The organism is Pigmentibacter ruber (assembly GCF_009792895.1).
GTDB lineage: Bacteria > Bdellovibrionota_B > Oligoflexia > Silvanigrellales > Silvanigrellaceae > Silvanigrella > Silvanigrella rubra.
The window spans coordinates 177,137-197,903 of record NZ_WSSC01000002.1 but is presented as its reverse complement, the minus strand read 5'-3'; the positions used below and the strand labels follow the sequence as shown (position 1 = coordinate 197,903).

At 29.6% G+C, this 20,767-nt stretch carries 22 protein-coding genes and 2 pseudogenes; 12 read left to right on the top strand and 12 right to left on the bottom strand.

What is annotated here, in order from left to right:
• Window positions 1-45: 45 nt before the first annotated feature.
• Together GOY08_RS07375 and GOY08_RS07370 are read right to left on the bottom strand one after the other, a co-directional pair.
• On the bottom strand, window positions 46-609 hold the full coding sequence (locus GOY08_RS07375; protein WP_158998251.1) for a helix-turn-helix domain-containing protein: 564 nt from the start codon (window positions 607-609) through the stop codon (window positions 46-48).
• A 993-nt stretch (window positions 610-1,602) separates the two neighbouring features.
• Window positions 1,603-1,824: a hypothetical protein gene (locus GOY08_RS07370; RefSeq protein ID WP_158998250.1), complete on the bottom strand. Its 222-nt coding sequence runs from the start codon at window positions 1,822-1,824 to the stop codon at window positions 1,603-1,605.
• 281 nt (window positions 1,825-2,105) lie between these two features.
• Between GOY08_RS07370 and GOY08_RS07365 the strand changes: the two genes are divergently transcribed.
• The gene (locus tag GOY08_RS07365; RefSeq protein ID WP_158998249.1) at window positions 2,106-2,456 is read left to right on the top strand and encodes a hypothetical protein; all 351 of its coding nucleotides are present in this window, start codon (window positions 2,106-2,108) and stop codon (window positions 2,454-2,456) included.
• Window positions 2,457-2,847: 391 nt separating this feature from the next.
• Window positions 2,848-3,354, top strand: a complete 507-nt coding sequence (locus GOY08_RS07360) for a hypothetical protein (protein WP_158998248.1) — start codon at window positions 2,848-2,850, stop codon at window positions 3,352-3,354.
• A 504-nt stretch (window positions 3,355-3,858) separates the two neighbouring features.
• Here the strand turns inward: GOY08_RS07360 and GOY08_RS07355 are convergent.
• Window positions 3,859-4,191, bottom strand: a complete 333-nt coding sequence (locus tag GOY08_RS07355) for a hypothetical protein (protein WP_158998247.1) — start codon at window positions 4,189-4,191, stop codon at window positions 3,859-3,861.
• Between the two features lie 229 nt (window positions 4,192-4,420).
• On the opposite strand from GOY08_RS07355, the gene GOY08_RS07350 reads away from it, so the two are divergent.
• Window positions 4,421-4,570: a hypothetical protein gene (locus GOY08_RS07350; RefSeq protein WP_158998246.1), complete on the top strand. Its 150-nt coding sequence runs from the start codon at window positions 4,421-4,423 to the stop codon at window positions 4,568-4,570.
• A gap of 405 nt (window positions 4,571-4,975) precedes the next feature.
• Here the strand turns inward: GOY08_RS07350 and GOY08_RS07345 are convergent.
• The 3 genes and pseudogenes from GOY08_RS07345 to GOY08_RS07335 form a co-directional block, all read right to left on the bottom strand.
• Window positions 4,976-5,233: pseudogene (locus tag GOY08_RS07345) on the bottom strand (hypothetical protein); the annotation flags it as partial.
• An 18-nt stretch (window positions 5,234-5,251) separates the two neighbouring features.
• Complete coding sequence (locus GOY08_RS07340; protein WP_158998245.1) at window positions 5,252-5,545, bottom strand: hypothetical protein; 294 nt, start codon at window positions 5,543-5,545, stop codon at window positions 5,252-5,254.
• 33 nt (window positions 5,546-5,578) lie between these two features.
• Window positions 5,579-6,109 (bottom strand): DUF29 family protein, encoded by a 531-nt coding sequence (locus GOY08_RS07335; protein WP_158998244.1) that lies wholly within the window; start codon window positions 6,107-6,109, stop codon window positions 5,579-5,581.
• 428 nt (window positions 6,110-6,537) lie between these two features.
• Between GOY08_RS07335 and GOY08_RS07330 the strand changes: the two genes are divergently transcribed.
• Window positions 6,538-6,798, top strand: coding sequence for a hypothetical protein (locus GOY08_RS07330; RefSeq protein ID WP_158998243.1), 261 nt, complete (start codon window positions 6,538-6,540; stop codon window positions 6,796-6,798).
• A 489-nt stretch (window positions 6,799-7,287) separates the two neighbouring features.
• On the opposite strand, the gene GOY08_RS07325 is transcribed toward GOY08_RS07330, so the two are convergent.
• A complete protein-coding gene (locus GOY08_RS07325; protein WP_158998242.1) occupies window positions 7,288-8,805 on the bottom strand; it encodes an alpha/beta fold hydrolase in 1,518 nt (505 codons plus the stop codon).
• 241 nt (window positions 8,806-9,046) lie between these two features.
• Here GOY08_RS07325 and GOY08_RS07320 point away from each other — a divergent pair, with 241 nt between their 5' ends.
• Both GOY08_RS07320 and GOY08_RS15740 read left to right on the top strand, forming a co-directional pair.
• Window positions 9,047-9,754, top strand: a complete 708-nt coding sequence (locus GOY08_RS07320; protein ID WP_158998241.1) for a hypothetical protein — start codon at window positions 9,047-9,049, stop codon at window positions 9,752-9,754.
• A 48-nt stretch (window positions 9,755-9,802) separates the two neighbouring features.
• A pseudogene (locus GOY08_RS15740) lies at window positions 9,803-9,928 on the top strand (glyoxalase); the annotation flags it as partial.
• 26 nt (window positions 9,929-9,954) lie between these two features.
• Here the strand turns inward: GOY08_RS15740 and GOY08_RS07310 are convergent.
• Window positions 9,955-10,746: a nucleoside phosphorylase gene (locus tag GOY08_RS07310; protein WP_158998240.1), complete on the bottom strand. Its 792-nt coding sequence runs from the start codon at window positions 10,744-10,746 to the stop codon at window positions 9,955-9,957.
• A gap of 217 nt (window positions 10,747-10,963) precedes the next feature.
• Between GOY08_RS07310 and GOY08_RS07305 the strand changes: the two genes are divergently transcribed.
• The gene (locus GOY08_RS07305; protein ID WP_158998239.1) at window positions 10,964-11,428 is read left to right on the top strand and encodes a hypothetical protein; all 465 of its coding nucleotides are present in this window, start codon (window positions 10,964-10,966) and stop codon (window positions 11,426-11,428) included.
• Between the two features lie 90 nt (window positions 11,429-11,518).
• Window positions 11,519-11,716 carry a hypothetical protein gene (locus tag GOY08_RS07300; protein WP_158998238.1) on the top strand — a complete coding sequence of 66 codons (198 nt, stop codon included), beginning with the start codon at window positions 11,519-11,521 and terminating at the stop codon, window positions 11,714-11,716.
• Window positions 11,717-11,768: 52 nt separating this feature from the next.
• Here the strand turns inward: GOY08_RS07300 and GOY08_RS07295 are convergent, their stop codons facing one another.
• From GOY08_RS07295 to GOY08_RS07280, 4 genes are all read right to left on the bottom strand, one after another.
• Window positions 11,769-12,170, bottom strand: coding sequence for a hypothetical protein (locus GOY08_RS07295; RefSeq protein WP_158998237.1), 402 nt, complete (start codon window positions 12,168-12,170; stop codon window positions 11,769-11,771).
• On the bottom strand, window positions 12,167-13,126 hold the full coding sequence (locus tag GOY08_RS07290) for a hypothetical protein (RefSeq protein ID WP_158998236.1): 960 nt from the start codon (window positions 13,124-13,126) through the stop codon (window positions 12,167-12,169). The genes GOY08_RS07295 and GOY08_RS07290 overlap by 4 nt, the downstream gene beginning before the upstream one ends.
• A 55-nt stretch (window positions 13,127-13,181) precedes the next feature.
• Window positions 13,182-14,888, bottom strand: a complete 1,707-nt coding sequence (locus GOY08_RS07285) for a hypothetical protein (protein WP_158998235.1) — start codon at window positions 14,886-14,888, stop codon at window positions 13,182-13,184.
• Between the two features lie 301 nt (window positions 14,889-15,189).
• The gene (locus GOY08_RS07280) at window positions 15,190-16,362 is read right to left on the bottom strand and encodes a pyridoxal phosphate-dependent aminotransferase (RefSeq protein WP_158998234.1); all 1,173 of its coding nucleotides are present in this window, start codon (window positions 16,360-16,362) and stop codon (window positions 15,190-15,192) included.
• A gap of 324 nt (window positions 16,363-16,686) precedes the next feature.
• On the opposite strand from GOY08_RS07280, the gene GOY08_RS07275 reads away from it, so the two are divergent.
• The 4 genes from GOY08_RS07275 (at window position 16,687) to GOY08_RS07260 (ending at window position 20,621) form a co-directional block, all read left to right on the top strand.
• Complete coding sequence (locus GOY08_RS07275) at window positions 16,687-17,628, top strand: flagellin N-terminal helical domain-containing protein (RefSeq protein WP_202914041.1); 942 nt, start codon at window positions 16,687-16,689, stop codon at window positions 17,626-17,628.
• 19 nt (window positions 17,629-17,647) lie between these two features.
• Window positions 17,648-18,529, top strand: a complete 882-nt coding sequence (locus GOY08_RS07270; protein WP_158998233.1) for a flagellin N-terminal helical domain-containing protein — start codon at window positions 17,648-17,650, stop codon at window positions 18,527-18,529.
• A gap of 14 nt (window positions 18,530-18,543) precedes the next feature.
• Complete coding sequence (gene rpoN, locus GOY08_RS07265) at window positions 18,544-19,959, top strand: RNA polymerase factor sigma-54 (RefSeq protein WP_158998232.1); 1,416 nt, start codon at window positions 18,544-18,546, stop codon at window positions 19,957-19,959.
• Between the two features lie 152 nt (window positions 19,960-20,111).
• Entirely contained in the window at window positions 20,112-20,621 is a 510-nt protein-coding gene (locus GOY08_RS07260) for an HPF/RaiA family ribosome-associated protein (protein WP_158998231.1), read from the top strand.
• Window positions 20,622-20,767: the final 146 nt, after the last annotated feature.

The window sequence follows — 20,767 nt, the reverse complement described above, 5'->3', positions numbered from 1 at the left end:
AATAAATCTGCCTCCAAAGACCAGAACCCCTTTAAATAAACGTATTCAATTAGAATTTACTTTAAAAATTCCATAATTTAATTCAAGTCCTAATTCCTTGCATTTATACAAAAATATAATAATTTGTTTTTTAATTTCAATTCCATTCAAGAGTTTATGCTTAAATAGATTAACTAATTGAATATTGGCATCATATTTTGTGTTAGGAAATTTAAAATTACTTCCCCATCTTGTAATTAGAATACTCCCATCTATGTGCTCTAGTTTACAAAATTTGGAAGAGAAACGAGTTTCATTTTTTTCAAATAAAATGTCATTTGTAATCTTATCAGCAATAAAGAAAACATCTTCAGAATCTTTTTCGTTATTACTTGATATATGATGTTTTAATTTATTTTCAACAAATGTGTCGGCGTATTTTCTTTTTACTTCGTTAAAATCTTGGTGTGTTTCTTCACAAAATATTCTCAAATCTTCTAAACTTGGCCTTCTTTTCCCAATTTCCCAACTTTTCCATATCTCAGCTTTCTTTCTTATTATATCAGCCGCTTTTCGTTCTGTAAGACCTGCATCTAACCTCATTTGTTTTACCAATTCTTTCAATTGCATATCATACCTTTCTTTCTATTTAATATTAAAATGACTTTATGAAGCATTGGAAACATTTGAATATTAAATGATTTTAAGAATAAAAACTATAATTTCATGTAATTTGATTATTTAGTTAGATCCTATGGAAGCAACAAAGCAGGGGAGACTTTCCGTCTCCCCTCAGACCCCACCTTCTGTTTTATTTAATACATACCCTACGCACTAAATGTGATACGCAAAAAGGAAATAATCTATTAATTTAAATATGATAAAAAACATCTGGGTATAAAAGTGTTATACATAAAATTACTAAATCCTTTATTCATAAAGCATACTCTTCGATTTTTGTTATACGTTTGTATTACACTTTTTAGAGGTGTCCAGCTTCTCAAAGCGTTGAGCCTGTCAGATCCCAAAGACCTTGAGACTCACAGATCAATCATATCAAACACATTCCCAAAGTGATCGAGACTAAATTTGCTCCAAAGACATAAGGACTGTATCCTAAAAGCTCTATACACCTAGAGACTGATGCCAAGATCTTTGAGAAATGACAGTCTCAATGACTGTGGGAATAGTCCAATTGTCTTTGGGTACTGACAGAGCCGCACGCTGCAACCGCACGTCATTTGTCATGCGTGCGCTAATTCCTACATCCTACAGTCGATAGACTGTAGGAAGAGCAAGTAAAAAATTTTGATTAAGGTAACAGGTCTAGGGGGGTAGAAAAATGCAATAATATGCGTCAAATAAGTTGAGTTATGATAACTATGATTATGTTGTGTGATTTTTGCCAATATTTTTGCTATTTTATGAGGCAAATTGATAAGACAAGCTTGGTATCCATACAGGGGCACCCCGTCGTTTTCATAAGAGGGGGGTACCAATTTTGCACCCCCCCCCCTAGATCCACACACTCAGTTTGCCATTTTACAAGCCCTAGTCAAATTTAAAATGCCAAACGAGAAACGGCAAGCCGACCGCTCACCAGTCAATTGACTGTTAAGAAGTTTATAGAGGGAGATTGCCCGTTATCATTAAAGGAAGTGCTGGATTACTACCTATGTATTTTTTAATTTCAGCTCGAGCCCATGCTTTGCAGGCTTTTTCGTCTGAAAATTCATCTCTACGCGAAGTACCATCAGGAAAATCAATTTGACAAATCCATTTATCCATTCCAATACCCGTTGTTGCAGTTGCAGTAATGCAACTAAAATCGCTAAGATCTAGCATACTTTTTTCCTTTATCGTGAGGGTTAAAGATTTCATAACTTCATTAAACGAATCCAAATGGCAGCCGTCAATACTAAATTTTAAGCCACGACCCAAATTCGTGTAAAAAACGCATTAGCTTAAGTATCAAGTGGTTTTAAAATTCCAAAAACGGGTAAGTAGACCAAGCGACAAAAAGTCAAGAAATATTTTTTCTTAAAGTAAAAAATATTTCTTACAAAATAATCTCAAAACAGTTAATCTTTTTTAAGACTCTTAATCTACAAAGAAAGGAAATTTTAGTGATAAATAAATATGATTTTTTTGTGAAAGAATTTATTAAAATCTTAGAATTTAATGTACAAGTTGAAGTAAAAAATAACAAATGCTATTATAATTACTTCATAATAGGTAAAGAATTACATTTTGATTATGAATTCAATTCTTATGAAATAAATTTGAATGATAAAATTAATTTACTAATAAATCCTAGTTTTCAATTAAAAGAAAATGATGTTTTAACTCCAGAAAAAATTTTTATAGATAATGTAATTAGTAATAAATTTATTATTGTAGATTTAAATGAAAGAAATTATAAAAAAAATATTAGAGGCAATTATTTAAAAATCATTAAGCAGATTGCAAACACGTAATCGGGGATTCTTGCAACAAACCCCATTTTCCTAACATTCTTACTTAAATTTATTTACATTTTCTTTTGCACTTAGAGGCTTATTTAAATGCTAAATTCTCCAAAATTGCTTGGCAAGATGTTTTTGCAATTTCAAATGATTCTTTACAGTTTTGATTTTAATTAATTCAGTTATAGATGATTTTTTTTGAAAGACCTATCTAATCCGCAAAAAAAGAAACTCCTCGTCATTTTTTCATAGTCTTACTGTTTTCTTCGTAATACTTTTCTTGAAATAGTTTTTTTCGACCAGATCCTTTTAGGCTTTTATTTTTTTAGTTCGATTTTTTATAACAACCCCCTAAATTAAATTATTGGGTTTTTAAAGGACTGTATAAATGTCTGGAGATATTATGAAATTTGAGTACATATGTTATGACTATGTTGATATCCCTACAAAATGCAATTTTTGTACAAAAACTCTTAATAGCTGGAAAGGAATATATTGCAAAGATTTAGTAAATAATAAATTCTTCTTTTCAGGACCATCGTGCGCCACAAAAAATAGTTCTAAATTTAAAAATAGCCGCAAAAATATACCTGACTATACTACTGAATGTTTTATATCTGAAAATGATGAAGAAATGACTGAAGTAACATCTTCTACTAAGGCAACTAAAAATGGAATAAGTGGTCAAAATAATTTTATTGGTTCTAGCAATGATAGTTCAGATATTTTAAAAAAAGCAAAAGAGTATATTATTTTTTTCTATTCTAGGTTAGCAGATTTTAAAGGTGTTACTTACTATGCGGTTGATAATATTTATCGTGATTTAAAAACAAATGAAACTCTTTCTGCAAAATCAGAGCAACATTTAATCAATTGGTATAAATCTAAAAATACAAATTTGAAAATTTAAAGAACTGTTATTGTATTTTTCATCTGTGTAATAATTTCAAAAAAAGATTAAATGATGATTCTAAAAAGAATTATTTTAATGAGCGAATTAAAGAGCTTAAAGAAAAACTATTTTTATCTAAAATTGAGATACAAAAAATTAATAACTGGTTTACAAGAGATGAATTCTTTAAAAAATTTGCATTGGAAGAGGATATTTTTTCTAGCAAAGTTGAACTTTCAAAAGATAATAATTAATTTACATTAAGCAATTGAAAAAAGTTGCGGAGCAAATTTTGATGAAGGTAATAGGCATTAAGTGAAAGAATAGCTTTATATTTTTGATAGTATTGAATTTAAAGTAATTAATTAAGAAATAAAATGGATGTAAAAAGCAGAAATAAGACAGTAAAAGAATTAAATTATTTGAGATGGAAAATTAAAAAATACTAATTTTAAATATTAAGTAAACGAAATTAAAAATAGTGGTTAACATTTTTTATAAATTTACTCAATTATAAAGCACTTATTTTTTTTGAGGCCAACATGATAATTTAATAATAGCAAGATTCTCGTTAATAATTTTTTTGGACATAATTTCATATTTTTCAGGTGAACATTGATTATTCTCAGATAATATATTACTTTGTGAAATAATTTCTTGAAGAACTGCATTTAATGTATCAGAACATAATTTTGGATTTGGAGCTCCTTCTATTAACATATTATAAGAATAAGTTATTTTAGTTCTTTGATTTTTTGGAATACCTTCAACCCACATATCCAAAACTTCACCAAATGTGATTGTTTTAGCTGTATTTGATAAAATAAATAAAAGCACAATAATAAAATACTTCATATTATACTCCAACTACATTATTATAGGAATAATTTAATAAAATTAAAGAAATATAAATATATAAAATTATTGGATATATTATTACTATTATATCATAATAAAATTTATAAAATGATAGATTAAAAAAATAAAGATAATAAATACTTATTGACATTCTATTCATAATAAAGTAATGAATATTTGTCTACACTTATAAAAAATAAATTCCTAAAATAAAATAGAGGTTCAAATGAAGAAATATCTTTTTGTACTTGTATCATTAATAGGATTATTAGTCTTACAATATAGGTTTCCTTGTCATTGGGTAAATCCAAAAAGATGCTCTATTTACGACCCCCCAAAAGATCCGCCTCCTTATTTTCCTCGCCATAATTATTAACCAGTTTCAACATTCTGTAAAAAAAATCATCTTTTATAAAATAAATTCTTTCAAACATATAATGAATTTGTTCAAAATTATTTTCATTATTTTGTTTAGGAATTTTTTCATAAAATTGTATTGAGATTTATCTTTATTTCATCTGTTGAAAAAATCTTCATTAATATATTTACTAATTGATTGTAATTCAGGAAGTTCTGTAATATAATTTATACCTAAAATCTTCAATTCATTTCGTATTCTAGTTATTTTTTCTTTATTTAATATTAATTTAAATATAATATTTTCTTTTGAAACTTCTATTTTGAATTTAGTGGGATTATTTTTAAGATATTCTTTGACAATATCATCTAAATTATTATTATTTTCCCCGAAAATAGTAAATACACCTTGCTGAGCTAAAATTCATTCATTATTTGCTATTGGATAAATTGCTAAAGGGAATTCAGGTAGTAGATCATTTGAGAACCAATTAATAGAAATATTATCTTTAGAGGGAATAATAGGATAATCAAGAGAATGAAAAAGATAATTCATCAAACTTGGATTTAAAATCCAAATTGCTGGATTAACATCATGTTCCTCATTATAATCTTGAATTGCAGAATATATTGAGCTAATGAGACTTCTTGTCCAGTCCAAAAGTCTTGTTTTTAATCCATAGTGCTGTGCTGTAAAGTGTTATTCAAAGTCTTGCTTAAAGTCTAGAAAATTTCCCTTTTTTAAAAACATAGGTATATATGTTTCAAATATATTAAACATTTCTTTTTCAATATTTTTATTATATGAAAAACCATTTATTTTTCTGTAAATATTAGGAATTAATTCGTAATTACAATTAGAAATACCTCTGAACCAAAGTTGGATATAAATTTTTTCAACTTCACATTCAAAAATTCGTAAAGTAGCTTTTTTCATATTTTTCTCTATTGTAATAACTTTATCTATTATTTCTCCAATAGCAGATGTATCCATAATTTCTCCAATTAAATCCAAAAATTTAATTCTCTATTTTATTAATACCTCATCATAAAGACTATCTTGAAAATCTTTATACTCAGGATAATATTCTTTTTTAAGTATATTTTCTAAACTGAATGGTAATTTCTTTTCGTAGCAATCAGGACTAATTTTATTATCTTCTGATTCTAAAATTACGCATAAGTTGTAAATATCTTCAAGATTATCTAAAATATACAAATAAAGTGTCTTACTATTTCTAAATTCAAGATCTAATTGTGTTCTAATATTCTCAATAAATACTCTATTCTCTTTAAGGGACTCTGCTCGATGTATATTTGTCGGATCCCAGTAATTTGAAAAGAGTTTAACATTTTTGGGATTATGTTGATACCGTAGCAAAGCTCTCATTAATTTGATAATTTTAGCTTTAACTTTTATCTTTTTATTTTGAACAATTGTATCTAATATTGATGCAATTTTATCAGGACTAATAAGAGAATTTTTTTCATTTCTAAGAACTTTAGAATTATGTTCACATAAATAAATTAAGTCATTTTCATTAATTAAATTTTCCATAAAGCACCTATATCAGTTTTAAACCCAAATCATTACTAGCATATTCAATATAAAAACATTTCTTTGACTTATCAATCAAAGTTTTTTTAGACCAGCGTCCTTTACCTTTTCTTTTTTGAATATATCAGCAGTAAATATCACCTACTTTTTCAATAAATATCTGGACTCGTAGCAAACTTTATCTATTAATTTTTTTACTACTGCACTTAAACCAAATAAATCTAATTGTACAAAGTTCATGATATACCTCCATATATTCAACAATTAAAAGAATAAAATGAATAATAAATATTTACAATAAACCGTCAAATATTTATTTTAATTTATCTTTAGCGTCTTCAATTTCTTCTTTTGGTAAACTTTTAAACTGTGACGTTATATAATAAGCACAATAATAGCCAAGAATTAATTCGATTCCTGCTGGCTCAATGCCTCTTTTGCGTAAAATTATTTTTAAATTTATATCTGAAATTCCTAATTTATTAGCAATTTATTTAGCCAAATATTTTCCATTAGGAAGCTTTAATAAATCTATAAACAAAACTGGAGCCTTTTTACCTGTTTTTAATTTAGGTCTATTAACTCTAAGTTTAGCAAGTTCTTTCTCTCTTTGTTCTGGAGTTCTATTAGCTCGATATTGCCTTTTTTTATATGCACGCCATTCTTCACTACTCATCGATAAAATTTGATGTTCAGTAAGTTCTTTTCTTTTGAGTTTTTTTTCTTTAAATTCATATTAAATCTTCTTCACTAGCATGAAATTCTAAAACAGGTATTGCCTCTACCGAAAACTTTTTAGTTTCTGAGTAAAGTTTTTATAAATATGATTTTTTCAGATAAGTCATTTGTTCCATCATGCTTTTTTGAGAAATATTCTTGTGCTACATTTCTTAAATTTTCAGAAGAGCAATTTGATTTAAAAAATTCAACATATTTTTCCCAATCTTCATTCCTTGGGATTTTGTTGTGATAAATCGAATATAAATTAGGCTATATAGTATTTAATTAAATGCTTCAAAAAAACAATATTAGTTCATCAAAATTTTCTAGAATTAAAAAAATAGAGACAATTCTTACTCTTGCAAATATTGAACAGACTGCAGCAAAAAACCTATTATTCATTTTGAATGATAATGAAACATAAAATGCACTTCAAAATAATTCTTTATATAAAATACCTATTTCCCAGTACAAAACAAATAATCTGTAGGTAAAGAAACAGTAGTTAAAAATTGATTTACATTATCTTGCACACAAGTTGCATTTGGGAGAAGAGATACTCCATGTTTAAATACTAATGCTTCTAATAATTTACTTCCTTTAATTTGTTGATGTTTTAATATTGCACTACTATGTGGGGTTATTGCATCGAATGGTGAAGAAACAAATAAAATAGGTTGAGAAATATTTAAACTATGATTTGCTATTAACGGATCGTGTCTTTTACCATTCCAAGCAGAACAAATACCATGAATATTTAAAGTAATTATATGTCCATTAAGTTCAGGAAATATTTTTTTTGAAGCTTCTTTTAATTTTACATATTCATTCCAGGTCAAATTATTTACAGGATAGTCAAGACAGTGAACGGCAAAAGTTTGAATAAATCCTGAAAAATCTCTCGAAATTGGTAATTCAATTTCTTTTTGTACTGGATTTTCTAATTGCCGGAATGCATTAGCCATTAATTCCCAATTTTCAGCATTTGTTACTGCATTCGATAAATAAGTTTGCAAAAATGCTTTTGATACTTTAATTATTTTAGAATCACTACGTACTTCATATTCATCTTTTAAGTTTTGAAAAATTGAAGAGATTTGTTTAAAGTTGAAACCACACTTTGCTGAATTAAAACAAAATTCAGCAAAGTGCTGAAACGTATTTTTTACAGCAATGGTTTCCGCTTTTACAGTTTCTAGAAATGGCTTAGATAAATCAAGAACACCATCTAGCACCATTACTCTAGTATTATTTGGGTAATGATAAGCATAAGTTGCACCAATAGAAGTTCCATAAGAAATTCCCAAATAATTTAACTTTTGATTTCCTAATGCAACTCTCATTGCTTCTAAATCTTTAACAACATTTTCAGTATTAACAAAATCAATTAGTTTTCCACTATGCTCAAAACATGATTCTCGAAGATTTCTTATCTTCGTTTGCATGCGACTAAAATTTTGTTCAGAATCAAAAAATGAAAAAAGATTACTATCCAAAGAGTCTTTGCATTTAATTCCAGCAGAAGCATGAATACCCCTAGGATCAAACCCAATAATATCAAAATTTTGAATAAGTTTAGGATTTAATTTTAAAACACTCTCCAAAATTGCAACACCAGAACCACCTGGGCCACCTGGGTTAAAAATCAAGTAGCCTATTTTAGCACTTTGATTTGGAGAAATTGCTTTTTTTAATGCTAAATTTATCGTTTCACCATTTGGATTATTCCAATCTATAGGAACAGGAAAAGTACCACACTCAAATTGAATACTTGAAATTAGGTTTATATCAGACTCCGTGTTACTTAATTCCTTTTGCTTCTTCTGTTCTTTATTTACACGAGGACACTTAGTCCAAACAATTGATTTGCTCCAAAAACTTTCATTCTTTATTTGCTCAATTGGTTTAGAATTATTTTTTTTACCGCAAGATAGAAGAAAAAAAATTGCTATGGAAGGAAAAATAAATTTTAGCATAGTAAAACTCCTTAGTAAGATTTATTTAATTAAAATAAAATTAATAAAATAACAAATTAAAATTTTAAATTTATTAAAGATTACCAATATAAAAAATAATAATGCACTAGTATTTATTTAAAAAAAGTATTAAGAAAAATTTTGGTACAAAATATAAAGCTCTTATTTATTTTTCTATTTCAATTTTATGAAATGCAAATAGAAAATCTTATTTATAAAAAATAAAATAAAGGATTCTTGAATGCTAAAAACAACATGGAAACTTGGGTTGTCATTAATTTTAATTAATGACATTTCCTATGCAAGCCTTACACATGTTCAAGGCAGTTACTTTGAAGGAAATGGAGAAACTGTCTACTATCCATGCACAGGAGGTGGAGAACCATTAGTTATTTTTGGCAATTTATATGGAAGTAACCATATTATAAATTCTAAAATGAAACAGGATCCTATCTATTTAAAAAATACTTTTGTTCGATTACCGCTAGAAGTTGCAAATTTTGCACAGGCTGTTGATTTTTCAGATAAATACCTAATAATTCAAAGCCAAAACCCAGCTACAGATGCGCAATATATCAAAATAACTTTACAGAAAAAAGATGGAACTCCATTTTATATTAATACTGTCAACTTTGCCTCTATTTCATTAGAAACCGGAGAAAGATTTGTAACAAATTATAAAATTAATTTAAGCAATTCAGTTGTTATCACTCAACCAACTCCAATAAGAATGTATTCTTTTCAACAAGATATTGGTGCAAATGTATTTAAAAATACAAATAAAATGGAAGCTTTTCAATACTCATGGAATCAAAATACTGCATGGTCAGATACTAGAAATATCTATAATTCTAAAATAAAATATAGCTTTAAAGCTCAACCAACCAGCACTCCAAGTATATTTAATGGATATGGATTTTGGATCTGTGGAAGTGAAAATGCAAAATAGAAATGGTCAATAAGAGTTTATTAATTAAATTATTTTGGTAACTTAATTATAGCTGATCCTAATGTTGAAGAACTCGCAGAAAAAATTATTTACTGTGAAGATCCTTTTGGAAATATTATTGAAATATACTCACATAGCTATGAACTTGTTTATTCTTCTGGTGCTTATAGTTAAGAAAATATTAAATTTAATATTAAGATTTAAGTCCGAAATAACTGCAATTGATTTTTTTGAATATTTTCTGCAGTATGAATAGCTGCTTTAATAGAAATATCTACAGATGACTGAACACTATCATGTAATAGAGCTTCGTCTTTGCATCTTGCTGCAGCAACAGCGCAAATACTTGTTGCATGTAACCCATAAACATTGGCCATCTTAAATAAAGTACCAGACTCCATTTCAAAATTTAAAATATTTAAATTTTGATATTCCTTTAACATACCAACATGACTTTTCAATAAATTTGGATTAACGCTATCGTAACGTTCTTGGCCTTCATAAAAAGTATCAACTGAGGCATTTAAGCCAAAATAAACATCTTTGTGTAATTTTTTTGCTTCATAATAAACATCGGTAGACAATAAAGCCGAAGCAGCAGCAGGATAGTCTCTAGGAGCAATATCATTTGCTGCCCCTTGTTTACAGAGCGAAGCAAAGTTAACAATAATACTGCCTACCCCAATATAAGGTTGAATAGAACCTGTTGTGCCTATTCGTATAAACACTTTAACCCCTGCCTGTGCTAGTTCGTTAACCACAATACTCGTGGAAGGCGCTCCCATACCAGAAGTAGCGGCAAGAATAGGCATGCCTAAACTAGTCTCACCTGTAAAGCAATATAAGCCTCTATTATTATTAATTTTTACAGAATTTTTGAGATATGTTTGCGCAATTATTTCTGTCCTTGCTGGGTCTCCAGATAGCAGACAAATGGTTATGTATCTATCTTTTAAATAGTCTTTTTCAAAGTTTAAATGATTTAAATTCATAATTTATAGTCCAACTTAAAATGTTTCACTTTAGCCAACTTTAGCTTTAATAGCTTCTTTTAAAAAAGTCTAATTTTCTTGCATTGAATATATTCCATTGAATTTTAATATATATTTAAGCCATTTATAATAAACTCTACTAAATAAATGATTTACAAATTTGACAGATAAAGCTAACCTAAAAATTCCATTCACTACTTTGAATGCGAGGTTCATTATGGGAGCAAAATCTTTTTTATTGTCGGGCGACTTAGCTGTTATTAGTCCAAATATGAGTAATGGAAAGGCTTTTCTTTCTGTTCCATGCAATGGATTACTAAAAGGAAGTTCAAAAAGCGATGACACTGGAAGAACTATTTGTGTAGAAGGGGATGAAAAAAATATTCTTTTTGTGCCCGTACCCTATATTCTGGTGCCAACCCCGCCCAATGCTCCTGGAACCCCTGGAATGGCTCTCTGCAAAGTAAAAGAGCTGCACAGCAGCCATATTTCTAAAATTGCAAAAGCAGGCGACAAAAAAATCCTCTACATTGGGTCAAGCAGTTACGATGTTGAATTTCAAGTAATAGCACCCGCTACTCAAATTTCGCCAGTAGGTGCTCCTATCCCAGACACTAATCTTTCTTATACTGGCACTGGTACTTTTAAAGCAATTTCTTCGCATAATGCCACAGAAAAATAGTTTGAGGCTAAAAAGAGTATAAATAATTCCTCTGCAACACCGAAAAACAAAAATATTAAGAAATTGCGTTAGATTTGCAGAGGTATTAGAATGAATACTTTAATTTACGATGACACTCTTCAGCAATGGATTATCAATCGCCCTGTTAATGAAGGCGATATAATAGAAAAATACAATAAAGAAGCAGAAATTTGGGAACGTTATAAAGTCATGCGCGACAAAAAAGGGAACTGGCATTTACCGAATGGTGAATTATTTAATATCAGTTGGATTGTCCGCAGACCTTGAGAAGTATATTTTAGAAGTTAATCATTCAAACCAGTTACTGCACTCTCACCAATTACATTTCATCCGGCAAGTAAAGTTCTTCACCATTGCGCATCACAGTGATTGTTACATTACCTTTGCGATAAATTTTTGTTCCATCGGGTTTTACTTCTAATAAAACCCTATCTTGAGTATCTTTTAACCAAGCTACATATTCTTTTGGTGAAAGATCTTTTGTATCAATTTTTTTATTTTCATCTTTTTTTATGTTTTCAGATGAATCATTGGTGATTAGTTTTTTTTCTTCAACTTGTTTCTCTGTACTTTTATTTTTCTCTTCTAATGCAAGAATATCATTTGCTTTTAATGGTTCACGGGCAAAATGTCCGTCATCTCTTTTGCGAGTAATATAAAAAGAAAGAAAAGCTAACAAAGAGATAATAGAAAAAATAATAATAGCTTGTTTGCGACTCATGATCCCACCCATAAAATATGACTAAATGACTTTGATTTTCGATTTAATTTTACAATTACTAAGTTATTTCCAATATTTTTAACATCACATTTTTCAGCAATAAAGTCTCCATTAGAAAAGCACTTGGAATATAAAAGAGTAGCTGTCTGAATATAAGGTAACAGCTTGTTGTGATCTAATAAAATTTCTTTCACAAGTTCAGGATTTGTATTTAATGATTCTAGAAGAATAAATGCTGCTTCAGTTTCAGATATTTTTTTATTATTTTGTTGTTGAATTAAAGTTAAATATTTTTCTAATGCCTCGACACTAAGTAGTGGGTAATTTGGTTGAGTTTCGTCGAGCCAAGAAGTTAATTTACCTACATGCTCCCAACCTATTTTTTTAAACTGTTGATCATAAACTTTTGATAACACAGAATGATACTTTATATCAGGTGTGAGATTATTCATTCTATCTGATAAATATTGATCTAGTCCAATAGTAATAAACGCTGTTGTGATATCACCTAGGAAATTATCATTTTTACAAGTTAACAAATTATCATTGGTATACTTTAAAATACTGTTAGATAATCTTTCAATTTCATCGGAGCTAAGGGTATACATTCCGTTTGGCTTAAAGTGTTCAGTTAGGGTAATACGATCAGCTGGTAACAATGTTTTAAACCAACTATTAAAACACCCTTTCACATTTTTACTAAGATCATTACTGACATTAAAGTAAACTGATAAATTGTTATAGACAAAGCCAGAATTTTGTAATCGTTTAGTTAACCAATTATCTATGTATAAAAACTCTTGTTCAGTAAAATTTCTGTTTAAAGAATTAACAAAAACAACTCTATTTAAAGAATTTGTTGTTCTAAATCCGCCTTGAACTAAGGTTACAATAGAACTCTGAGCGTAACAGGAAAATGAAATTAAAAATTGGAGAAAAAGGATTTTCTTAAACATAAATATTTACCTATTTTTTTGAAAAGGACTTCAATTGAAGTCCTTTTCTTATGAGTTAAAGATCTTCTGGTAAGATATTTCCGTCTTGAGAAGTTGGAGCACTTGTATTTCTATTAATTCCGCATTGAACTGCATCTTGTGTAGTTATGCAAGATTGAGATTGCTTAGCAGACTGAGTTGCGTCAGTTAATGGTTTTGCTGTTGCAAATTCGCCTTCACTACAAGCTCTATATGCTTGTGACTTCACATTCCAAACAAAACAAATGCTAGTTGGTATGGATAATTCAAGTTTACTTGCTGCATTGGAAACAATATCTTTTTGGAATTTAACACCGCTAATTCCAGATACATCTTGTACTTGTGATTGCCAGTAATAATTAGGACGTTTTACTAAAGCTTGAGTAGCTGTCGTTCCCCAACCAGATTGTTGGTATGCTTGGAATACATTTTGATAACCATTAGATGGAGTAGTTCTGTCAAACACTTGAGTTTGTTGTACTTGTTGCCAGTATTGCCCCTTGTCTTTTGGTGAAAGGTACGATTTTTGGAATTGTAAACCACCTAAATATTGTTCGACTTCTTGTTGTGCTGCATGTTGGATATAGCCTTTATCCCCAGCTTGCACTGTAACTTGGCACGGACTTTGTTGTTGCCCTTGTTGTACAAATAGGTTTGAAAGAGTGTTATCATTGAAAACTGCTACTTGTTGGTTAATAACATTTCTGTCTTTTACAACCATTCCTGCACCAAAGTTACAAGTCACATTTCCTTTTGAAACTGGAATTTGTTGTGAAACAACCCCTTTAATTGCAATTGGTGGAATAAATGGAGGTAAATTACGCGCAAACGCAACAGCTCCGTTTGTTGTTAAATCAAAGTTAAACGTTGCACCTGTTAAAGTTCCGCCCCCTTTTAAAGAAGCAAAAATAGGGATACCAGCACGTTGGCTCTTCACACCATTTGCGTCATATTGCAGTTCAGTTAATGATTCAAAAACAAGACTTGTTACTGGAACCACAGAAATTTTTACAAATGGAGCATAATTTGCTTTATATGTCTTAATTTTTGTTAATTCATCCGCAGTAAATCCTGCATATATATTTCCGGTAATTAATCCACCATTTGAAGAACTCAATTCAACTAATTTTTGACTTAATCTATTTTGTCTATCGATTATACTTTCATTGTGAAATAATGGAAATTGAATTCCTGCACTTGCAAAAAATGTAGATATATTTGAATAAATAGCATTTAAAACACCAGATGGAATTGATTTTTCAAAAGCAGCAGCATTATTTTCTGCTGTCTTTTGTCTCTCTTGTGCTTTTCTAAGATATTCTTGATAAATTGGAAGATTAGGATCTCTAGGATTAGTCTTTATAGTATTATCAATAATATTTTGTAAGTCAGTAACAACTTTTCTTACGTTAAAATATTCTTCCGTTGTCATGTTAGAAAGTTTGATACTTGTATCAGAAATTTGTGAAGCACTAGAAATTGCAACTTCATTCTTTATAAAAGTAGCACCAATACCTTCAGCATTTACCGATGCTTTAAATTTTGGAACATAATAGTATTGAGAGTTGTCTGAGCTATCTTGATAGACAGGAATACTGACGACAAAATCAATAGCGGATTTGTCACCTTGTTGCATAGTTTGTTGTGTAGGTAGAGGTAGAATAGTTGAGTCAGTTTTTGGTAACGCAAAAGTTGCAAAAGGAATCATCCCTGCAATCACACTTAACAAAGATTTGCAATACATAATTACTCCATATAAATTAATTGTTATTTACGGACTAGGAAACAGCTTTTAAATATAAATTTATGGTTTAAAGTTTATTTCTAGATAGCATAAATAGTTATTTATTTCAATATGTTAAGAATTTTTTTTTTGAGAATTATTTTTATTCTAAAATAAAATGGTGTACAATATTTTTATTTTTTATTAAATTTAGTAATCACTAAAAATAGATTAAAATTTTAATTTTAAATTTATGAAAAAATAAAAAAAGCAACCAATAAAAATTGGCTGCTTTAAATTAAAACAAATTTTTCAATAAGAATTAAACTTGAGTTAAAATTTCTTTTAAAGCTTTTGAACCATCAGTTACTTGTTCTGTACTACAGCTAAAAGCAAAGCGTATTGCATTTGCACAACTCACACCAAAACTATCGCCAGGTGCACTTCCTATACCACGTTCAGCAAGATAATCAGATAATTGTGCTACAGAACGAATTTGAAGTTTTTGTAATAATGAAGTTTCCACTTCACACCATAAGTAAAATGCTCCTTGTGGTTTAAAAGGTAACAACCCTGGGATTTCACTAATGGTATTGAACATTATTTCTCTACGTTTTCTATATTCAGTAAGCATAAAATTTAAATGATCGCGCGGACCAATCACAGCAGCTAAAGCGCCCCATTGTGCAATACTATTAATTCCATTAACGGTACAACGTAACAATTTTGGAATTCTTTCAGCTAGTAATTTATTTGTAGAAACAATATAGCCTACGCGCAATCCGCTCATTGCATGTGATTTAGAGAATGAGTAAATAGAAACCGCTTTTTCATAGCCGTTTAGTCCGCTGGCAGCTGAATAGTGTTCTCCTTCATACACAAGATCTTCATATGCTTCATCACAAACTAACCAAAGGCCTCTTTCAGCTGCCAAGTTTGCAATTTTTTGCAATTCTTCTTTTGGCACAATAGCACCTGAAGGGTTTTGTGGTGAATTGATAAAAATTGCTTTCGTTCTTGAAGTAATTTTGCTGACTATATCATTATAACTGTATTGATAATTATTTTGTCTGTTTAAAGGAACAGAAACAGTAACACCACCAGCTAAACGAATATTTTCCCCAATTTCAGTCCATAATGGTTCAGGTACGATAACCTCATCGCCTTGCTCAAGCATGCATTGGAAAACAACATAAAGGGCGTGCATTGCACCATTAGTAACAAAAATATCTTTTTCTGTTACGTTAATTTTATTTTGAACATGCAGTTTATTTGCTAAAGCTTTAAGAAGCTCTGGAATACCATTATTAGGAATGTAATGTGTTTTTCCATCACGCAGTGCTTTTTCAATAGCTTCTGTTATATTTGGTGCAATTGAAAAACTAGGATCTCCTGACTCTAATCTATAAACTTTTTTTCCTGTTGCTTGTAATTTTAGAAGTTGTTCCCTGATTTGAACAATTTTGCCGAAGCTTATGGAGTCAAGACGATTCATTATTAACCTCTTCATTTTTTCAAAAAAAACATAATAGAACCCTTGAAAGACAACCAGAAGGAGTCTGTAAAGTCAAGAAAAATCGTGAAATATTTGTAACTTACTAAAAAAAATACATCTTTCTAGGCGAAAGAGAAACCCATTTCTTTTTGAAAACTAGTCTAAATAATTCATAATTTAAGGAAAAACACAATTCTTTATAAAATATTATAATTATTATTTATTTTTAAATTTATTATTTATAAATCAAATTTTTCTAATTTACCAATTTCTTTCTTCGATAAGTGCTGCATAGGTCACGGAACTACCAAGGAAAACGGGTAAATGGCCTATTTGTTTGCAAAGTATCAAAGGTTGATACAGCAAAACGCCCCGCAATCAACAAATGCGGTTTCTGGCTATCAAGGAGGAATAATCATGGGTTTACGTATAAAAACCAACGTAGAATCACTTACAGCACAACGATTTCTATCCAATAATAATTCAGATATGACTTCAAGTATGGAGAAATTATCTTCTGGTTTAAGAATAAATAAATCAGCAGATGATGCTGCAGGACTTGCTATTTCTGAAGGGTTAAGAGCTAAAACAAGAAGTTTAATGCAAGCAAAAAGAAATGCAAATGATGGTGTTTCATTAGTCCAAGTTGCAGAAGGTGGATTAAACGAAACAACAAATATTTTAATCCGCATGCGTGAACTCACTATGCAATCTGCAAGTGATACAGTTGGTCCACAAGAACGAGAATATATTAACAAAGAATACCAACAATTGACTGAAGAAATAGATAGAATTTCAGAAACAACAGAATTTAATGGTAGAAAATTATTATCTCCACAAGCTTCTGAAGAACCAATAACTTTACAAGTTGGATACAACGGAACAGCTAATGATATATTAACTTTACAATTTGGTGAAGAGTCTACTGGCATTAACTCTGAAACATTAGGATTAAAAGATACTTCCTTAGCAGGTGAAGATCGTGAATCAATTGCTGCAAATTTAAATACAATTGATTCTAGTTTAAATTTAGTAGCTTCAACAAGAGCAACTCTTGGAGCGACTCAATCAAGATTAAATTCAGCAATAAGTAACATTTCAATAAATACTGAAAACATGTTGGCTGCAAATAGCCGCATTCGCGACACTGATTTTGCAGAAGAAACAGCAAGATTATCACAAAGCAGAATTTTATCCCAAGGTGGATTGGCCATTTTAGCACAAGCAAACCAAAGACCAGAAATGGCTCTTTCTTTGTTACGTTAAAATTTAAAGGGATAAAAACATGGGACTTAGAATTAAATCCAATATAGATAGTATGATGGCACAAAGACAATTAAGTGAGAATCAAGACGAACTAAGCAATAGCTTAGAAAAATTATCTTCTGGATTACGGATTAATAAATCCTCTGATGACGCAGCTGGATTGGCAATTTCTGAAACAATGCGTGCAAAAATTAGAAGTTTTGGCCAAGCAAAACGGAACGCATCTGATGGAATTTCTTTTTTGCAGACTGGCGAAGGTGGATTAAGTGAGTTAAATAATATTATTATTAGAATGCGGGAACTGACTACTCAAGCTGCTAGTGATACTATTGGAGAAACTGAAAGAGGTTTTTTAAATAAAGAATTTCAGGAATTAGGTAAAGAAGTGAATAGAATTAAAGATCAAACTGAATTTAATGGAAGAAAACTTTTATCACCCGAAGATCAGCGAGACATTAATGTGCAAGTTGGTGTGAATTTTAGAAATGTTGCCGGTGAAACAAATGAAGAAAATGAAGTTATTACTTTGAAATTTGATGACTTAACTGATCTTAGTGAATCTTTGGCAAATTTAACAGAACTGAGTATTGAAGGAGAAAATGGAAGAGAACTAGGCGGTGGCAATACTGAAGATATTTTTTCTGCCCTTGATGATTCCATGCTTAAAGTAACAAGAACAAGAGCAACACTTGGAGCATTGCAAAGCAGACTAAACTCTACTATCACTTCCATTGATATTGGGAGTGAAAATTTGAGCGCAGCCCAGTCAAGAATTAGAGATGCTGATTATGGTTTAGAGTCTGCGAAATATGCGCAAAGCAAAATTTTAGTTTCTGCAGGTACTTCAGTTCTAGCACAAGCAAATCAAATTCCTGATTCAGTATTACATTTACTTAGATAAGTGGAGATAAATTGATGGCTTTAGAAATAAAGCAAGGACTAAAAACAACACAAAAACTATCTCTTTCGGCAGAGTTAAAACATTCCATCACTATTTTAACACTGGGGCGTTTTGAATTAGAAAAATTAATTACTGATGAATTAGAAAAAAATCCTTGCCTTATCGGTATTTCAGCAAAAGAAGAAAAAGAATATAGCCATCACTATGATGAATTAAAAAGAGCGTTACAAAATTCATATAATCAAAACGATTATACTGAAAGATATAATGACATTAAAATTACTGAAGAAATATCTCCTAATGAAATGCGAAAAGAATTTGCTGATTCTTCACAATCACAATCTTTACACTTATTTATTGAAAATCAAGTTTCTATTATGCGGCTTAGCGAATATGAAAAAGATTGTATATTTACAATTCTTCAATATATCGATGATAATGGTTTTTTAAATACTGATTTAAAGACCATCGCAGTGAATCATGACATACATATCGATGATATTTCATTTGCTTTAGAAACTGTACAAAAATGTGAACCTACTGGGATAGGAGCACAAAATTTACAAGAGTGTCTTTTATTGCAATTTAAAAAATTAAATAAAAAACCAAAACATGTGGAAAATATTCTTACAAAATATTGGAATGAGTTTCAAAAACAAAATTTTTTAAAAATTGCAAAATCTGAAAAAGCAACTTCAGAAGAAATAAAGGAAGCATTTCGTTTTATAAAAAATAACTTTGATCCCAGACCTGCAAGACAATTTGGTCAACAGTCTAGTCAAATTATTATCCCAGATGTTTATGTCTTTAAAAGAGATGGAAAATGGATATGTAGCACAAATGATAATGGTCTCCCTAGAATAAAATTATCTAAAAAATATTCAAATTTAATTAAAGCATTAAAAAATGAAATGAACGAAGGCGAATACAAAGATACTTTTAAGTACATTAATGAGAATGTAAAATCAGCAAAATGGCTTGTAAAATCTTTAAAAGAAAGAGATAAAACAATAATTAAAGTTGTTGAAAGTATCATAAAATATCAAGAAGATTTTTTTGAACATGGTCCTGAACATTTAGCACCGATGACTCTTAAAACAGTTGCGAGCGATTTAGATTTGCATGAAAGTACCATATCAAGAGCCACCTCTGATAAATATTTATATTCGCCTAGGGGAATTTTTGAACTCCGTTACTTTTTTAATGCTGCTATAGAAAATAACTCTGGGCAAGAGATGGCAAATGAAGCTATAAAACAAATGGTAGCAGAACTTATTAAAAATGAAGATAAAAAAAATCCTTTGTCTGACCAAGAAATTTCTGAGAAAATACAGGAACATAAGGGTATAAAAATAGCACGTAGAACAGTTTCTAAATATAGAGAATCATTAGGTATTATGTCCTCATCAAAAAGAATTCAACGCTTTTAACCTCTTATAATTTATAGCTTGCTTGTGCTTTTAAAACAAAGTAATATAAAATAAATATTGCATTATTTTTTTTATTTATTTGCAATATTTAGGTGATTTTTTCTTAAAATCACTTTATTTCTGCTTCAGCTTTCACTCTTAAAGGAGGCTCCATGCAAGTAGAAGTTCATTTTGTTAATTTTCCTAAGTCACAACATGTTAAAGAGCTTGTAGCACAACGTATTCAGGATTGTGTTACAAAATTTTCCGCAAACACAAATAATGTTCATGCTTATTTTAGTGTCGATGGTATAGTGCATCATGTTAAACTTGCTTTAAATGCTGGCAAAAATAACATTTGTGTGAATGCCTTTGCTAACGATATTGCACATAGCGTTGATAAAGCACTAGACAAATTAGAATCTGCGCTTAGAAAAATTTCTAAGCGAAAAATTCACAAAAGAATAGAATTTTCTTCTGTCGATTCCTCTTCAGATTATAACGTTATAAATTTGCGAAAGTATAAGCGTTATGCTGGAATACAAGAAAACATATTTGATAAGTTTGAAACGCATTATGTCTCTAATTTTGAAGACCAAGTTAGGAAAGAAAAAATTGTAAAAAATAAATCAAAGAAAAAATCACCAACTTCACACAAAGGACGTATCCGGAAAGCAAGCTAATGCATTCTGCTTGAATTGTCAGATTGATTTATAGAGGTGGAATCTTTTTTAAGGGTTTCCACCTCTTTTTTTGCTTCCTATAAATTATAAGCTAATATAGAAATTGACAGGGGATTTATTTTTTCCTATGAAACTCAAATAGGGTA

Bases quoted from the DNA above. Each gene is read 5' to 3' on its own strand.
- GOY08_RS07370 (WP_158998250.1), bottom strand. From the start codon at position 1,824: ATGCTAGATCTTAGCGATTTTAGTTGCATTACTGCAACTGCAACAACG.
- GOY08_RS07340 (WP_158998245.1), bottom strand. From the start codon at position 5,545: ATGGATACATCTGCTATTGGAGAAATAATAGATAAAGTTATTACAATA.
- GOY08_RS07280 (WP_158998234.1), bottom strand. From the start codon at position 16,362: ATGAATCGTCTTGACTCCATAAGCTTCGGCAAAATTGTTCAAATCAGG.
- GOY08_RS07270 (WP_158998233.1), top strand. From the start codon at position 17,648: ATGGGACTTAGAATTAAATCCAATATAGATAGTATGATGGCACAAAGA.
- GOY08_RS07260 (WP_158998231.1), top strand. From the start codon at position 20,112: ATGCAAGTAGAAGTTCATTTTGTTAATTTTCCTAAGTCACAACATGTT.
- GOY08_RS07295 (WP_158998237.1), bottom strand. From the start codon at position 12,170: ATGAGTCGCAAACAAGCTATTATTATTTTTTCTATTATCTCTTTGTTA.
- GOY08_RS07355 (WP_158998247.1), bottom strand. From the start codon at position 4,191: ATGAAGTATTTTATTATTGTGCTTTTATTTATTTTATCAAATACAGCT.
- GOY08_RS07330 (WP_158998243.1), top strand. From the start codon at position 6,538: ATGCCTCTTTTGCGTAAAATTATTTTTAAATTTATATCTGAAATTCCT.
- GOY08_RS07360 (WP_158998248.1), top strand. From the start codon at position 2,848: ATGAAATTTGAGTACATATGTTATGACTATGTTGATATCCCTACAAAA.
- rpoN (WP_158998232.1), top strand. From the start codon at position 18,544: ATGGCTTTAGAAATAAAGCAAGGACTAAAAACAACACAAAAACTATCT.
- GOY08_RS07375 (WP_158998251.1), bottom strand. From the start codon at position 609: ATGCAATTGAAAGAATTGGTAAAACAAATGAGGTTAGATGCAGGTCTT.
- GOY08_RS07300 (WP_158998238.1), top strand. From the start codon at position 11,519: ATGAATACTTTAATTTACGATGACACTCTTCAGCAATGGATTATCAAT.
- GOY08_RS07310 (WP_158998240.1), bottom strand. From the start codon at position 10,746: ATGAATTTAAATCATTTAAACTTTGAAAAAGACTATTTAAAAGATAGA.
- GOY08_RS07285 (WP_158998235.1), bottom strand. From the start codon at position 14,888: ATGTATTGCAAATCTTTGTTAAGTGTGATTGCAGGGATGATTCCTTTT.
- GOY08_RS07305 (WP_158998239.1), top strand. From the start codon at position 10,964: ATGGGAGCAAAATCTTTTTTATTGTCGGGCGACTTAGCTGTTATTAGT.
- GOY08_RS07325 (WP_158998242.1), bottom strand. From the start codon at position 8,805: ATGCTAAAATTTATTTTTCCTTCCATAGCAATTTTTTTTCTTCTATCT.
- GOY08_RS07275 (WP_202914041.1), top strand. From the start codon at position 16,687: ATGGCCTATTTGTTTGCAAAGTATCAAAGGTTGATACAGCAAAACGCC.
- GOY08_RS07335 (WP_158998244.1), bottom strand. From the start codon at position 6,109: ATGGAAAATTTAATTAATGAAAATGACTTAATTTATTTATGTGAACAT.
- GOY08_RS07290 (WP_158998236.1), bottom strand. From the start codon at position 13,126: ATGTTTAAGAAAATCCTTTTTCTCCAATTTTTAATTTCATTTTCCTGT.
- GOY08_RS07350 (WP_158998246.1), top strand. From the start codon at position 4,421: ATGAAGAAATATCTTTTTGTACTTGTATCATTAATAGGATTATTAGTC.
- GOY08_RS07320 (WP_158998241.1), top strand. From the start codon at position 9,047: ATGCTAAAAACAACATGGAAACTTGGGTTGTCATTAATTTTAATTAAT.